Below are 15,899 nucleotides of genomic sequence, written 5' to 3' on the forward strand. Positions count from 1 at the left end.
GGATGTCGCTGAAGCGCATCATCGGCTCGCACTTCGCCAACTACCGCGAGGCGTGGGAGGCCAACCGCCTGATCGCCAAGGGCAAGATCCACCCGACCCTCTCCAAGGTGTACTCGCTGGAGGACACCGGCCAGGCCGCGTACGACGTCCACCGCAACCTGCACCAGGGCAAGGTCGGCGTCCTCGCCCTCGCCCCCCGCGAAGGCCTCGGCGTCCGCGACCACGAACTCCGGGCGAAGCACCTCGACGCCATCAACCGCTGCCGGCCGAGGCACCCTTGACGATCACCTGAAATGATCATTTAATCACTGCAGACCAACATGCCAATTTGTTACCGTTCTTGTCGCTTCGGTGATCGAATTTGATCAGCGATGCTAAGGGCGTGGAAAGGGCATGAAGCCGGCCAGTCGTCGCCCGGCTCCGGCGCTTCTCCGCGCGTCAGGCGACGGCGCCGGGGCAGCCGGAACCCGTCACGGGTTACCAGTAACTAACGGGGGCGCTGATGGGAGAAGAGAGCTTCAAGGGCACGGAAGGCGCACTGAGACTCCTGGAACTTCTCACCGCCGACGCTCCGGCCTGGCGGTACGAGGAACTGGTGCAGCGGGCCGGCGCGGCCGGGGCCGAGAGCGTCGAGGACCTCGGACGGGCCAAGCACCTCGCGCTCCAGATCGCCGACCGCGTGAGCCGTGGCCGGCGGCGGGAGGCGGAGCTGACCGGCCTCATCGACGTGGTGCGGGAGCTGACCCGCTCCCCGCACCCGGAAGCGGCGCTCGACCAGATCGTCCGTCGCACCCGGATGCTGATGCACAGCGACCTCGCCGGCATCGCCCTGCTGGACGAACCGGCCGGCGACGCCGTGCTCAGCGCCGTCGACGGCGCCGTCACCACCCGGCTGCTCGGCCTGCGGGTGCCCGCCGCGCGGGGACTCGGCGGGGCGGTCACCCGGCACCAAGGACCTTTCTGGGCGGCCGACTACGACACCGAGGACGGCATAGCCCACGATCCCGTGGTCGACCGGACCGTGCGCGCGGAAGGGCTGCGCGCCGTACTGGCCGTCCCCCTGCGGGCGGACAGCGAGCAGCTGGGCTTCCTGTACGTGGCCGACCGCAGCGCGCACGAGTTCCCGCCCGACGACGTGGCACTGCTCCAGGCACTCGCCGACATCGCCGCCGTCGCCGTCACCTCGGGCCGGCCCCCCGCCCGGCCCGACGGACGGGAAGGTGCTCCGCGGCCGGACGGCCAGGCCGTCGAACCCGGCGCACCGGGACCCGTCCGCATCCAGCAGAGACTGCTTCAACTCGTACTCAACGGAGCCGAGTTAGGCGAAGTGCTCGACCACGGCGTCCGCGAACTCGGCGGCGCGCTCGACGTCTACGACCGGCACGGGGACGTCCTCCACGCCTCCGGCCAGGTACGCCGGCCGCACGAGGCCGAGCTGGAGAGGGCATACCTCGACGTGCACGCCTCCGGGCTGCCCGTCGAGCTGGCCGACGGCACCTGGATGGCCACGCTGACCGCGCGTTCCGACCCGGGCTGGTTACTGTACCGCCCGGCAGGGACCGAGGGCGCCGGAACCCCGGAACTGCTGCTCGCCGTCGCCAACGTCGTCAGCATGGTGCTCGAACTGCGGCGGTCCGACCGCGCCGACCACCAGTGGCGGGACGACCTGCTGGAAGACCTGATCGGCATCGACCACCCCGCCGAGGTGGCGGTGGCCCGGGCCCGCCGGCTCCAGGTGCGGCTCGACCGCCCCCACATCGTGGTCATCGCCCGCCCCGACGCCCCCGTCGCCGAACAGGCCACCGACCGGGCGACGGCCTGGGTGCAGCGCCGGGGCGGCCTGAAGGCGAGCCGGGAGGACTACGTGGTGCTGCTGCTGCCCGGGGACGACCCGGCTGCCATGGCACACGAGGTGTCCGCCCGGCTCGGCATGGCGCTGGAGGTCCCGGTGACGGTCGGGGCCGCCGGACCCGCGGACGGTCCGGAGTCCATCCAGCGCTTCTACCAGGAGGCGATGCGCTGCATGGAGACCCTCGTCGCCATGGGCGGCGAGGGGCGCGCGGCCTGCGCACGGGACCTTGGCTTCCTCGGGCTGCTCTTCGCCGAGGACTACGACGTCACCGAATTCGTCGCCAAGATCATCGGTCCGGTCGTCGAATACGACGCACAGCGTTTCACCGGCCTCGTCGAGACCCTGGAGGCGTACTTCCAGGCGGCGTGCAGTCCGACCCGCGCGGCCGAGCTGCTGTACGTCCACCCCAACACCGTCTCCCGGCGCCTGGAACGCATCGGCCAGCTGCTCGGCCGCGACTGGCAGCAGCCGGACCACGCGTTGGAACTGCAGCTCGCGCTGCGCCTGCACCGGACGCGCTACGCGTCACAGATGCCGGGCACCGACCACTCGGCGTCCCAGGAGGGCTGACCCGTCACCCGGACCGCTCCCACTCCTCGCCCACCCGGTTCTCCTGCGCCAGCACGCGGACCGCGTGCGCCAGGGAGACCATCGTCATGTGCCGGTGCCACCCGTGGTACGAACGACCTTCGAAGTCCTGGGCGCCGACATCCGCGCAGATGTGGGCGAAGTCGGTGTCGACCCGCCTGGTGAGCTTGCTCAGCCGCAGCAGGGTGCCGCGGCCCGCGTGGGTCATGTTGGTGAGCCACAGCTCGGCGACCCGCCGCCTGTTCGGCTGCCACTCGCCGATCAGCAGCAGCTCCGCGCCGCCGGTCCGCCGCGGGCCCGCCACCGGGACGCCGGCCGGCCGCGGCCGACGCGGCACGGCGCCCCCCGGCCACAGCACCGGCATCAGCGCGACCAGGCTGGTGCGTATCGACCGGGGCAGGGCCGGGTCGACCCACTCGACGGGCCGCTGCTGGGAGGTGGCCAGGGTGCTGAGGTGCTCCGCGGGCGCCGACAGCAGCCGGCGCTGCCCGCCCGACAGATCCGGCGCCAGCAGCGAGGTGCTGCTCCCCACCCGCAGCAGGAACGGCAGGCCGGCAGCGGTGAACGCCTCGATCAGCGGCGCGGGCGGCACGTCCCGGGCGTCCATCACCACCGGCCGCGGCGCGAGCCCCCAGGAAGCGGACTGCTGGACCACCGCGACCGCCGTGTCGTCCGAGGAGCACCGGGCGTCGTCCGAGGAACGCCCGGCGTCGTCCGTGACCCCCGGCGCGGCGTCGTGCCCACCGGCCAGGGTGCCCGGCAACTGGGCTTCCTCCACGGACAGTTGCCAGTTCACCGGCGCCGCGGCCTGCTGGCCGGCGAGCCACAGCCCATGGCTGTACTGACTGGTGACCGCCTGCCCCAGGTGGCGTACGAAGCGACGCCGCACACCCACCGAGTGCACCCCGCTCTTGGGTGTCACCATGGGCCGCACCACCCAGGCGTGCGGCGTCATCAGCCGTTCCATCCGGCGGGCAAGCGTCGCACGCACCTCGGGCCAGTCCCAGGTCGAGACGCTGATGAAGTGGTGCAGACTCTGTGCGGCGGCGGGTTCCCGCGTGCTGGTGGCGAGGTTCCGCATCGTCTTGCGGCCCTGCGCGGTCAGCAGCCCGTTCACGTACAGCTGTCCCTTGTGCCGCTGGTCGCGGCGGCGCAGTGAGGCCAGTACCGACTCGCACACCTCGTCGCTGAGGTGTCTGTCAGGGCTGTCGGCCGGGTCGTCGTGTGTCGTCAGAGCAGTGATCAGCGACCCCATGAAGCTCCTCGATGTCAGGGTGAGCCATGCTTCTTGCCGGCTGGGCCCGAGAGGCCCTCAGCTTCGTCGGACGGCTCCGGTGGCCACAGGTCGGCAGACGACCCACTTGGCCGGTGGCCGCGGTGACCGGTGCACAGCGGTGGCCGCGGACGCCCACCACCTCCGGGCGCAGGAGTGACCGGACCACCGCCCCCGGCCGCCCCCGCGCCGCAGGAGCGGTCCTGGCGGTGGTCCGGGCACCGCGGCGCCGTGCCGGGGCACGCGTCCGGGGGCCTCGGCACCGCCCGTCGCCCGCAGGGGTGTGCCGACCTGACACACCTTCGTCAAATCGCCCTCGTACAGGCCGAACTGGCACGTCAGCCCTCGTAGGGCGGTCACCCCTCTGATACGTTTTTTCTCTCGGGGGATGGGTGGATGAGGAGGCATGTGAAGCTCGCTGCCGGATTGCTCAACCAGTCGCAGAACACACGCAGACCACTGATCGTCGTACTCGGTGCGTCCGGATTCCTCGGGCCCGCCGTCATCGACCGCCTCGCCGGCCTGCCGGTGAAGGTGCGCGCGGTGGCGCGGGGCCTGACCCCCGCGCCACCGCGGACCGTGGCCGACATAGAGGGCCACCGGACGGATCTCGCCCGGCCCGGCGCGCTCGCCGCCGCCGTCGAGGGAGCTGACGCGGTCGTCCATCTCGCCGCACACGTGGGCGACGGCCGTTCCTGGCGCGCCGCAGGCGAGGACTCCGAGCAGGTCAACGTCGGCCTGATGCGCGACCTCGTCACCGCCTTCGAACACCGGGACGCTCCCGCGCCCGCGGTGGTCTTCGCGAGCACCGCGCAGGCCGCCGGACCCGGCGGCCTGCCCCGCGCCGCCTACGCCCGGCAGAAGATGGCCGCCGAGGAACTGCTGCGCGAGGCCACCGCACGGGGCGCGGTCCGCGGCGCCGTGCTCCGGCTGTCGACCGTTTACGGCCGTTCGCCGCTGACCGGTTCGCTCGGGCGTGGCGTGCTCGCCGCGATGGCCCGGCGCGCCCTCGACGACGCGCCGCTCACCATGTGGCACGACGGCACTGTCGAACGCGACTTCCTCCACGTACGTGACGCCGCCCGCGCCTTCGTCACGGCACTGGACCACCTGCCCGGCCTCCAGGGCGGCGACTGGTCCGTCGGCAGCGGCAGCCGGGTCCAGCTCGGCGACGTGTTCCGCTCCCTCGCGGACGCCGTGGCCGAACGGACCGGACGCCCGCCCGTCCCGGTCCTCTCCGTGGAGCCGCCCGACTTCGCCGCGGCGGGCGACTTCCACACCCCGGAATGCGACCCCGCGGCCTTCGGAGCGGTGACGGGATGGTCCCCCGCCGTCCCGCTGCACGACGGGCTGGACGAACTGGCGGCCGAACTGGTCGCCGCGCAGGCGAGCACGTCGCGGGAGCGGTGACCGGACACCGGCGGTCCCACAGGCCCCATGGTCGAGTTGAAGGGAAGAATCCGAGCGTGAGCGAGGACCGAAAGAGGACACCGTACGTACGGCTCGGACGCAGCGCGACTCTGGTGAGCCGACTCTGGCTGGGCACGGTGAACTTCAGCGGACGGGTGGAGGACGCCGAGGCCGCGCGACTGATGAGTGCCGCGCTCGACCACGGTGTCAACTGCGTCGACATGGCCAACATCTACGGCTGGCGCGTCCACAAGGGACACACCGAGGAACTCGTCGGCCGCTGGCTGTCCAAGAGCGGTGTCCGGCGGGAGGACGTCCTGCTGGCGACCAAGGTCGGCGAGAACATGAGCGACCGCGTCAACGACGGCGGGCTGTCGGCCCGGCACATCATCGCCGCCTGCGAGCAGTCGTTGCGCCGCCTCGACGTCGACCACATCGACCTTCTCCAGATGCACCGCATGGACAGCGCCGCCCCATGGGACGAGATCTGGCAGGCCATGGACCGCCTCGTGACCAGCGGAAAGGTCTGCTACGTCGGCTCGTCCAACTTCGCCGGCTGGAACATCGCCGCCGCGCAGGAGACGGCCCAGCGCCGCAACCTCATGGGGCTGGTCTCGGAGCAGAGCGTGTACAACCTGGCGGTGCGCGGAGCAGACGCGGAGCTGATCCCGGCCGCCCAGGCGTACGGGGTCGGTGTGTTCGCCTGGTCGCCGCTGCACGGCGGACTGCTGAGCGGTGTGCTGCGCAAGCTGGCGGAAGGCACCGCCGTCAAGTCGGCCCAGGGCCGCGCACAGGAACTCCTGCCCGCCCTGCGGGCCAACATCGCGGCGTACGAGAGCTTCTGCGATCGCATCGGGGAACACCCGGCGGAGGTCGGCCTGTCCTGGGTGCTGTCGCGGCCGGGGATCAGCGGCGCGGTGATCGGACCACGCACGATGGACCAACTCGACTCGGCGCTGCGCGCCCTCGACCTGGACCTCGGCGAAGCCGAACTGGCGGAGCTGGACGCCCTGTTCCTGGTACCGGGCCACGTCGCACGGCCGGGGGAGGGCGACGCGGGACCGCGGGCGGCCGGTGCGGGACCGCAGGCGGCCAGTTCGGGGTGAGCGGAGACGCGCCGGCCGGAGCGGGGTGAGCGGTGGCGCACCGGCCGGTGGGGGTGAGCGCTTACGCGCCGGTCGGCGCGGTGCGCGGATCGGCGCCGGCACCGGGGCGAGACAGGTGGTGCCACCGACGTCACACGACCGGTGGCGGCACACCCGGAGCGAAACCGGCAAGGCCGCCACTCCCGGAACCATCCGTCCCGGCGGTGGCGGCCGACGCCATACCCCTCGGAGCTCCTCAGACGACGCTGAGCGCCGGCAGCGGGAAGACCAGCTTTCCGCCCCCGGCCAGGAACTGCTGCTCCCGCTCGACGAAGCCGTCCCGGTAGATCCACGGCAGTACCAGCAGCTGGTCCGGTTTCTGGGCCTTGGCCTCTTCCTCGGACACGATGGGGATGCGCGTCGCGGGCGTGAAACGGCCCGCCTTCTCAGGGGAGACCTCACCGATGCACGGCAGGTCCCGCTCCGTCAGCCCGCAGTACTGGAGGATGACGTTCCCCTTGGTCGAGGCGCCGTACCCCAGGGTCAGTTTCCCGGCCTCCCGGGACCGGGCCAGGAACTCCAGCAGTACCTCCCGCTGCCGCTCGACGCGCCGCGCGAAGGCCTCGAAGGGAGCGGTCGTGTCGAGCCCGGCCGCCGCCTCCTGAGCGCGGATCCGCGCGAGCCCGGCCTCGTCGCGCGGATACCGGTCGGGGCTCTTGGCCAGCGTCACGCACAGGCTGCCGCCGTAGACGGCGGTCAGCTCGGCCCCGACCACGGTCAGCCCCACCCGCTCCGCCATCCATTCGATCTGCCGCAGCGCGTAGTACTCCAGGTGCTCGTGACACACCACGTCGTACGCGTCCGCGCCCAGCATGGACGGCATGTAGCTCTGTTCCATGACCCAGACGCCGTCGTCGGCGAGAATGTCGTGGACGTCCTGCATGAACCGCATGGGATCCGGCAGGTCGTAAAACATGGCGATGGAGGTGACGACCTTCGCCCGCTGTCGGCCGAACCGGTTCTCGAACGTCTCCCGCGAGAAGTACGAAGTGATGAGTTCCGCCTTCGCCGGGTACCTGTCGCGGAACTTCCCGCCGGTCGGGTCGATACCGACCAGCTGCGGCCCGTCCTCGGGATAGCCGCGCAGCAGAGTGGCGTCATTGCTGCCGATGTCCAGAACCAGGTCCGTGGGGCCCAGCTCCACCAGGTTGCGAATGGCCGCCACCTTGTCGTGAAGGTGATGGACCATGAACGGCCGGATGCCGGAGCGGTAGCCGTAGTCGTCGCCGTACATGAGATCCGCGTCCGGGGTGTGGCGCAGCTGCACCAGCCCGCAGCCCGCGGGGGAGCAGACGACCAGCTCCAGCGGCACGGAGGGCACCTCCTGGTCGCGGCGCGTCGGGAACACACCGGTCAGCGCCTGTTCGCCGAGATCCAGTACCGGGAGCAGCTCACGATTGCCACAGATGCGGCACGCAGTGATGATCATTGCCGAATTCTCGCGCCCCCGTGCCGGACGGACGAAGAATCGGACGGCACTTTGTCACCTGACGCGGACGAAAGCGCGGAAGAGAGCGAACCGAACTATGTCATCTTCCTGTTGCCCCCGGGGGACGGCGCTCCTAACATGTGGCGCCGTACTCCCGGACGGCGCTTTTCATCCCGTCCGCCGACGACCCCACGCCCCCAATTCATACGTCTTCATACGACCGAAAAACCCGTCGAACGAACCCAACGAAGGGTTACGCGTGCCTCACATCGCATTCTTCGTCCTCCCGGTACCCGGGCACATGAATCCGAGCCTGGGAGTGGCCGAGGAACTCGTGGCACGCGGTCACCGCGTCACCTACGCACTGCCGGAGGCTCCGGAGGACATCGCGGGGCGAGCGAAGCGCGTCGGCGCGGAGGTGGTCACGTACCCCATGGACCAGGAACGGTTCCGTGCCCACATGGTCCCGCAGCAGAATTCCGACGAGTACACGGACAAGGGCGAGATACTCCGGATCCTGCAGTGGCTGCTGGAGATGACCGACGAGACGGTGGAGCCGCTGGAACGGAGTTTCCGGGAGGACCGCCCCGACGTGATCGTGAACGACCCCTCGTCGTTCTGGACGGGGCGCATCCTCGCCGACCGGTGGGGGATACCCGTCATCCGGAGCACCCCCACGTACGCCGCCAACGAGCACTGGTCCATGCAGCCCGATGCGGAGGCGGCCGGCCTCCCCGACGACCCCGCCCTCCTCTCACTCGTCGGCGGAATCGACCAACTGCTGCGCGCGCAGGGCATGGACGAAGACGCGGGCACCTTCACCGGACGCATCCACGGCGGCCCCGCCCTGCTCTACATGCCCCGCCACTTCCAGTACGCGGGGGAGACCTTCGACGACCAGCACCACTTCGTCGGACCCTGCGCGCCCCGCGCCTCCCTCCACGGCACCTGGGAGCCGCCGGGCGACGGGCGGCCGCTCGTCATGGTGAGCATGGGCACCCTCTACAACAAGCAGCCCGACTTCTTCCGGGCCTGCGTCGAGGCCTTCCGCGACGAACCCTGGAACGTCCTGCTGGTCCTGGGCGGCGGTCTGGCCCCCGAAGACCTGGGCGCGCTGCCGGACAACGTCCGGGTGCGGGATTTCGTCCCCCTCGCGGAGGTCTTCCCGCACACGGCCCTGGTGGTGAACCACGGCGGGCTGAGCACGGCCATGGAGGCCTTCTCGTACGGCGTCCCCGTGCTGGCCGTACCGGTGATGACGGAACCGCGGGCCACCGCGCGCCGGATCGCCGAACTCGGCCTGGGCGCCCAGCTGCCCCCGAAGGCGACCGCGGCGGACCTGCGCGCCACCGCACGGCGCGTGCTCGCCGACGACGGGATCCGCGACCGGCTGCGGCAGATGCGCGAACGGATCCGGACGGCCGGCGGGGCCACGGCGGCGGCCACCGTCGTCGAAGAGCTGCTGCCCGCCCCCTCCTGAACCCGCCAGCCGGCTCGCGACAGTCAGCCCTCCGACCAGTGGGAATCCGACCATGCGCATCACGGAAACGGCCGTACCCGACGCCTACCGAATCGACCCGGACCTTCTCCCCGACCACCGCGGCCGGTTCTACGAGGGCCTGCGGTACGAGACCCTGCGGGCGGCCACCGGGCACGCCTTCGAACTCCGGCAGGTCAACTTCACGGTCTCCCACCGCAATGTGCTCCGCGGCATCCACGGCACCACCATGCCCCCCGGCCAAGGCAAGATCATTTCCTGCGTACGGGGCGCCGCCCTCACCATGGTCGTCGACCTCAGACTGGGCTCACCGGCCTTCGGCCAGCACGACGTTCTCCGGCAGGACCCCGACAGCGCCACCGCCCTCTACCTGCCCGACGGCCTCGGCCTGGCCTACGTCGCCCTCGCTGACGACACCTGCATGAACTACCTGTGCGACCGGGAGTACGTGCACGGCACCATCATCGATGTCGACGCCTTCGACCCAGCCCTGGGCCTTCCGTGGAACCTGGACGAGCCCGTGGTGCGGTCGGCCCGGGACGCCGCCGCCCCCACCCTCGCCGAGGCTGTCGCTGGTGGAATCCTGCCCGCCTATGAGCAATGCCGGCGCAGCTACCGGGTCCCCCAAGCCCCCGCACCATGACCGGGGCCGGGGACGTGACACATCGGAGCCGGTCGGGTGTCAGACTCGCGGCCGCAGGCGTCTGCCTGCGTTCTGGAGGACCTGACACACGAGCTGCAACGCGCCGGCCGCCTGGCGCGGCTGCTCGGCGAACTCGGCGCGTGCAACTGCCGAGTCGGTGCTCAGCCCGCTCCACGAGGACGCGCGCGCCGGGTGGGCAGACCTGGCGGGGCGGTTGAGGCCACCCTCAGGCGTGCCTGGCCGGCCTCACCGGACCCGCCGGGAGCCGCCCCCGGCAGGTGCCGGGCCGCTCGTCGCGAAGGCGGTGACCCGCCCGCCGTGCAGATGCAGCCGGGCCCCGGCAAACCGCTGCTGCATCCGTCGATCGTGCGTGACCACCACCACGGCGCCCCGGTAGTCCGTCAGCGCCTGCTCCAGCTCCTCCACGAGAGCGGGCGACAAGTGGTTGGTGGGCTCGTCCAGCAGCAGCAGGTCCACCGGGTCACTCACCAGCCGGGCGAGTTCGATCCTACGGCGCTGACCGTAGGACAGCTCGCCCACCCGCCGCCGCAGGTCGTTGGGGTTGAACAGCCCGAGGGACAGCAACTCTTCGACATGTTCGTCAGGATGTCCGCCCCGCCCCTGGGCGAAGGCCTGCGGCACGTCCATGTCGGACGGCCACTGCCTGGGGCGCTGCCGCAGGTGGCCGACCCGGCCGGTCACGGTGACTGAGCCCTCCACGGGCGTCAGTTCACCGGCCAGCACGCGCAACAACGTAGTCTTCCCAGCTCCGTTGAGGCCGGTGACCAGCATCCGCTCACCGCGTCCGACGTGCAGTGACCTGACGCGCAGCCGGTCGCCCACCCGTACGTCCGCCAGCTCCGCCACCGTGCCCGGCGCCGTCTCCGGTTCGGTGGTGGTGGCGAGCACGGTCGAGAACGCGAGCGGGTCCGCGGGCCGGGCGACGGTGTTCTCGGTGAGGCGCGCCACCCGCTCCTTGGCATTGCGGATCCGGGACGTCGCGCCGTGCACGCGTCCCCGCGTCCGGAACTGGCCGGCCCCGAAGTTGGCGAGCGGCAGTTTGCGCGGGATGCCGTCCATCCGCGATACGTGGGTGGACACCAGCTCGCGGTTGCGCTCCAACTCGGCGCGCCACTGTTCGTACTCCCGCAGCCGACGGCGGCGTTCCGCGGCCTTGGCGGACAGATAACCGTCGTAGCCGTCGCCGTAGCGGGCGACCCGGCCGGAGTCGACCTCCAGGATGGTTGTAGTGATGCGTTCCAGGAACACCCGGTCGTGGGTCACTGCGACGACGGTGCCGCGGTGTTGGCGCAGACGTTCCTCCAGCCAGGTCACCGCCCGTTCGTCCAGGTCGTTGGTCGGCTCGTCCAGCAGCAGCAGCTCCGGGGCGGATGCCAGCGTGCCGGCCAGGGCCAGACGCGAGCGTTCGCCCCCGGACAAGGTCGCCAGTGGCCGGCTCCGCTTCAGTCCCGGCAGACCGAGGTGGTGCAGCGCGATGTCGACCCGGGTGTCCGCCTCGTACCCGCCTCGGACCGTGTGGTGCTCCAGCAGCTCCGCGTACTCCTCGAACAGCCGAGCCATTTCCTCGTTCGGCCGTGCTTCGTCGGCCTGGGTCGCCAAGTCGGCCTCGGCCTGGTGCATGCGTGTTTCCAGCTCGCGCAGGTCGGCCAGGGCGAGGTCGACGGCGTCCTGGACGACGGCGTTCTCCGGGAGTTCGAGCGACTGCGGCTGATACCCCACGCCGCCGGGCGCAACCACGGTGACCGTCCCGTTGTCGGTCGTGGTACGACCCGCGATCAGACTGAGCAGCGTCGACTTGCCCGATCCGTTGTCACCGACGATGCCGACCTTCTCCCCGGGCTTGACGGTGCAGTCCACACGGTCCAGGACCACGCGGCCGGCGAAACGCTTGGTGATGTCGTGCAGGGCTACTTGGGCGGAATGCATAAAGAGTCCTCCTGAGCACAACCGATACGAGGATGTTGTGTCCGCGTACGCCCGCAGCCGCGAGGAATACCATCAAGGGAACACGCCGGAACGGCCGTACCTGTCGGTCAAGGGCGGTGCGGAAACACGCACGCGGGGTACGACCACGGAGCAGTGCTCGACGTGGTCACACGCTAGAATCAACTCTCACAGAGAACCCATGTATGGGACCGTACCACGCCGTGGGGGTTGCCGCTCCAACTAGTCCCCGTAATACGGTGTTTGCGTAGAGGGGTCGCTCCTCGGGCTCTGCCGTGCGGTTCCAGCGTCGTGGGCGACCCTGGGCGCCTGGAGCGACGTGACACTGAGCGTTTCGTCGGCGCGCAATGTGTCCCCAGCTCCAGCCACTTGCATGAACGAAACGTTCTGCTCCACCTGGGTAGGATCGCGGCATGTCCCCAGAGCAGTCCCGCCGCAGCGAGAAAGCCCGCCAAGCGATCATTGAGGCGGCTTTCGCGATCTGCGCCGAGCTCGGATTCACGGCAACCACCATCGAGGCCGTCGCGGCCAGGGCAGGCGTGGGAAAAGCGACGATTTACCGCTGGTGGCCCTCCAAGGCAGCGATCCTCCTCGAAGGTGTGGAGGCTCGCCGGGACGCTGCTGTCGGCTACCCCGACACCGGCGACGTCATGGCCGATTTGGCCACCCAGGCCGCCAACGTCATGCAGCTGTTCGACAGCGAGTTCGGGACGATCTGGCGCGGTCTGGTCGCCGCAGCGCAGACCGAGGACGTCGCCGCCGAAGGTGTGCGCCGAATCCTCAGGGATTCCATCGACGAATGCGTCGCACGTCTCGCGAAGGCACGCGACGAAGGACAGATACGCCGTGACCTCGATCTAGAACTGGTAGTGGCGCTCGTCCACGGCCCGATCCACCAGACCTGGCTTCTTGGAACACGCCCCGTTCACCCGGCCTTCGTGCGAGCCGTCCTACAAGCACTCAAGCCTAGCCTGCAAACCCCGCCGGCCTGCCACGAAGCGGGCACCTAGGACGCGAGGCCGCGCGGGAAGTCGGATGCGGCTCATGCTGAGCGGTGTCAGCAACGGGTTAGAGGGCGTGGTGTACCGCAGTGAGTTCGGGCGTGGACCGGGTGAGGTTCCTTCTGCCGCACACGAACCTTCGGTGGGGCGAGCTATCAGGGCTGCACCGCCATCGGGTCGACCAACGCCGCTCGCGCTTGTGCGTGGTGGGGTTCAACACCAGGAGCGGCATCAAGGCGTACCCAAAGAGCTCCAAGAGCGGTCGGGAAGTTCCGCTCCCCCGCGCGGTCTGGAGGCGATCGAACGCCATGTGCACTGGTTCGACCTGGTGCCCTGCTCTCACCACACTCTCCGAAGGCTGTGTCGGTCGCCGCCTCACTGGCGGCAGTTGGCGACCCAGCCGGACGCAGGAACCGACATGCCCGACTCGCGTGACGCTCATTTGACGCTCCGGCCCCAAAATTCCACCGCGCAAGCATCAGAAAGTCCTCTTGAGCTGCGGCTTCTTCGGCGGCACGGAACCGCACCTGTTCCCGATGACGCACCACGTGGAGTGCGTGGCGATCCTGGAGCCGGTGAAGAAGGACGCCTGATCTGGGGGTTCGGGTGGTGTGCGTGACGTGCGGTGTGGTGTGACGGGCGATATCTTGACGTCGCGATGACGCTCGTGACGCTCATGTGAAGTTTGCGGAACGCCCAGCAGGTCGTTTCCTGCGGACGCTGTGGAGCGAGATGCTCTCGTCGATGCGCACCGCCCCGACCGGTTCAACCGCCGCGAACCGCGTGCATCGCGGCATGGGAGTTCTTCGACGCGGCCATGACGGCGCGAGTGACGCGTGCGGACCTGGCCGTCCGCGTCCTCTTCGTGCCTGACCCGCGATTACTTGGTCTCCACCGTGGACGACCCGGACTGTTGCACCGCCGAGCGGGCCGACCGGGCCGTCGTCGACGCGCTCGTGGGGAAAGCGACGTACGTCGATCGTCGCCGCTGCGCATGCGGTCTGCGCCACGCCGTCGGGCCGGCCGACGGTGTAGCGTTTGTCAGAGTGTGATCGTTCGTTACACGCCTGCCCGAGCGAGGTGCACACTCCGCACCGGCGCCGGGGGAGTGAACTCGTAGTCGAACTCCTCCCTCGTCTCTCCCGTGCCCCCGATGTGCGGGCAGATGACCGGTCCGAAATCGCCGTCGGGGTCGCTCGCCGTTCCCCACGCGAGGTACCAGGCCACGCAGTACCCGTCGCCCGAGCCCAGCCGCCTCCGGGCAGGAGGTCCTCGACGTAACCCCGACCACTCAGGTCTTGCCGTTGCTGCCCGGACAGACCTGTATCTCGCCGCGGCCCCACGATGTGACCTCGCTGCCGGTGACACATGCGGACTCGGCGGGCGCGGCGGGCGCGGCGGCCTGGGAGGCGGGCGCCGCGAACAGGGCCAGCGTTGTTCCGACTCCTGCTGCCACGGCCGTGGTACGAAACAAACGTCGCATGATTCTTGTCGCTCTCTTTGTCGTGCTTTCCCTCGGCACACGCGTTGCACACGCTGGGGCGGGAGGTCTTGCCGTTCACGACGATGTCGGTGGCCATGGCAAGGTCGGCGGTCGCGTCCACATACACATGGCAGTTGCCGTCGCCGTCGATGACGGTCGGCACGGTGGCGTTGTCCCGCACCGTTTTGATCAGCCCGGGGCCACCGCGGGGCACCAGGAGATCGACGTACTCGTCGGCGTGCAGCAGCTCCAGCGCGGCCTCGCGGGACGGGTCGCGGATGAGCTGTACGGCGTCGTCGGGTACGTCGCCGCTGCGGCGCAGCACATCCGTGAGGACTTCGGGGATCGCGACATTGGTGTGCATGGCGATCGAAGAGCCGCGCAGCACAGCGGAGTTGCCCGACTTGAGGCACAGGGCGGCCACCTCCACCGTCACGTTGGGCCTGGCCTCATAGATCACCGCGACCACACCGAGTGGCTCGCGCACCTGGTCGATGTGGATGCCATTGGGGCGGGTCGACCCCTTGACCACCTGACCGACCGGGTCCTGCAGGTCGATGATGGTGCGGATCGCGCTGGTCATGCCGGCGATGCGCTTGTCGGTGAGGGTGAGCCGGTCGGTCAGCGTGGCAGACGTCCCGGCCTCGCGAGCGGCCTCCACATCGAGGGCGTTGGCCTTCCTCAGCCGCTCGGCCGCGCCGTCGACCGCGTCGGCCATCTCCGCCAGCACGCGGTCCTTGGCCTCTGTGGTCAGCTCTCGTACGACCGTCGACGCTTCGCGGGCACGAGGGCAGACCTCGGTAACGGTGACAGACAATGCCTTCCACTGCTCGACCGAGACCGGTTCTTCACGCACGGTGAGCCCGAGCCGGCCGGACAGCCGCAGCAGGGAGTCGCGGGTCACGCCGGGCAGCAGGGTGCCGACGGCGGGCGGGGCGAGCAGCTCGGCGGTGGGGCCACTGCCCCGGACGAAGAAGAGGTTCATGCCGCCCAGTTCCTCGACCCAGCGCCGCTCCACGGGGTCGAGCCACACCACCTGGTGACAGCCGGCCTGCCTGGCCTGCTCCTGGGCCGGATAGGCGGGTGCGTAGTTGCCCGCGAACTTGACGTTGCCGGTGCCACCGGGTGTGGCGCGGGTGTAGTCGCGGCTGATGAACACGGTGACCGGCTCCGGGCGGTCGGAGAAGAATCCGCCGTTGACGAAGGCGATCAGCAGGAAGGTGTAGCTGCGGGCCGGCCGCAGGGCCAGATTGGCCTCGCTGGCGAAGAGCAGGGGCCGCAGATACAAGCTCAGCCCCGGCTCGTCGGGCAGGCACTCCTGGTCGGCGGAGACCAGGAGGTCGACTGCCTTCAGGAACGTTTCCTCGGGCAGCGGCGGTATGGCGAGTCGGGTCGCCGAACGCCGCAGCCGGGCCGCGTGGTCGACCGGCCGGAACACCGCGACGGCACCGTGCTCGCGGCGGTACGCCTTCAGCCCTTCGAAGACCACTTGGCCGTAATGCAGCCCGACCATCGCCGGCGACATCGGGATGTCCGCGAACGGCCTGTCCGAGGCTGCGACCACCCGCCGTCCTCGTGCCAGTCGGCGGTGACCATGTGGGCGGTGAAGAGT

Annotated in this window: 10 protein-coding genes and 1 pseudogene; 7 read left to right on the forward strand and 4 right to left on the reverse strand. The window is 70.2% G+C overall.

Annotated features, from left to right (window positions below; translation table 11 throughout):
* Together IE185_RS29095 and IE185_RS29100 are read left to right on the forward strand one after the other, a co-directional pair.
* Positions 1-281, forward strand: a pseudogene (locus tag IE185_RS29095) (crotonyl-CoA carboxylase/reductase); the annotation flags it as partial.
* Between the two features lie 221 nt (positions 282-502).
* Positions 503-2,422, forward strand: a complete 1,920-nt coding sequence (locus IE185_RS29100) for a helix-turn-helix domain-containing protein (protein WP_138906775.1) — start codon at positions 503-505, stop codon at positions 2,420-2,422.
* Between the two features lie 4 nt (positions 2,423-2,426).
* Here IE185_RS29100 and IE185_RS29105 read toward each other — a convergent pair whose 3' ends face one another.
* A complete protein-coding gene (locus IE185_RS29105; protein ID WP_138897782.1) occupies positions 2,427-3,695 on the reverse strand; it encodes an IS701 family transposase in 1,269 nt (422 codons plus the stop codon).
* A gap of 414 nt (positions 3,696-4,109) precedes the next feature.
* Between IE185_RS29105 and IE185_RS29110 the strand changes: the two genes are divergently transcribed.
* Together IE185_RS29110 and IE185_RS29115 are read left to right on the forward strand one after the other, a co-directional pair.
* Positions 4,110-5,123, forward strand: a complete 1,014-nt coding sequence (locus IE185_RS29110) for an NAD-dependent epimerase/dehydratase family protein (RefSeq protein WP_138897783.1) — start codon at positions 4,110-4,112, stop codon at positions 5,121-5,123.
* A 56-nt stretch (positions 5,124-5,179) separates the two neighbouring features.
* Entirely contained in the window at positions 5,180-6,229 is a 1,050-nt protein-coding gene (locus IE185_RS29115) for an aldo/keto reductase (protein WP_229843757.1), read from the forward strand.
* 235 nt (positions 6,230-6,464) lie between these two features.
* Here the strand turns inward: IE185_RS29115 and IE185_RS29120 are convergent, their stop codons facing one another.
* Entirely contained in the window at positions 6,465-7,697 is a 1,233-nt protein-coding gene (locus IE185_RS29120; protein ID WP_138897785.1) for a class I SAM-dependent methyltransferase, read from the reverse strand.
* 259 nt (positions 7,698-7,956) lie between these two features.
* On the opposite strand from IE185_RS29120, the gene IE185_RS29125 reads away from it, so the two are divergent.
* Entirely contained in the window at positions 7,957-9,177 is a 1,221-nt protein-coding gene (locus tag IE185_RS29125; RefSeq protein WP_189716325.1) for a macrolide family glycosyltransferase, read from the forward strand.
* Between the two features lie 52 nt (positions 9,178-9,229).
* Positions 9,230-9,838 (forward strand): dTDP-4-dehydrorhamnose 3,5-epimerase family protein, encoded by a 609-nt coding sequence (locus tag IE185_RS29130; RefSeq protein ID WP_138895236.1) that lies wholly within the window; start codon positions 9,230-9,232, stop codon positions 9,836-9,838.
* Between the two features lie 246 nt (positions 9,839-10,084).
* On the opposite strand, the gene IE185_RS29135 is transcribed toward IE185_RS29130, so the two are convergent.
* A complete protein-coding gene (locus IE185_RS29135) occupies positions 10,085-11,785 on the reverse strand; it encodes a TlrC/CarA/OleB/SrmB family ABC-F type ribosomal protection protein (RefSeq protein ID WP_138895237.1) in 1,701 nt (566 codons plus the stop codon).
* 431 nt (positions 11,786-12,216) lie between these two features.
* Between IE185_RS29135 and IE185_RS29140 the strand changes: the two genes are divergently transcribed.
* Positions 12,217-12,813: a TetR/AcrR family transcriptional regulator gene (locus IE185_RS29140; protein ID WP_138895238.1), complete on the forward strand. Its 597-nt coding sequence runs from the start codon at positions 12,217-12,219 to the stop codon at positions 12,811-12,813.
* A gap of 665 nt (positions 12,814-13,478) precedes the next feature.
* Here IE185_RS29140 and IE185_RS29145 read toward each other — a convergent pair.
* A complete protein-coding gene (locus tag IE185_RS29145) occupies positions 13,479-15,851 on the reverse strand; it encodes a glutamate-5-semialdehyde dehydrogenase (protein ID WP_138895239.1) in 2,373 nt (790 codons plus the stop codon).
* Positions 15,852-15,899 lie beyond the last annotated feature (48 nt).

This window comes from Streptomyces chryseus, from assembly GCF_014650755.1.
In the GTDB taxonomy this organism is placed as follows: Bacteria; Actinomycetota; Actinomycetes; order Streptomycetales; family Streptomycetaceae; genus Streptomyces; species Streptomyces chryseus.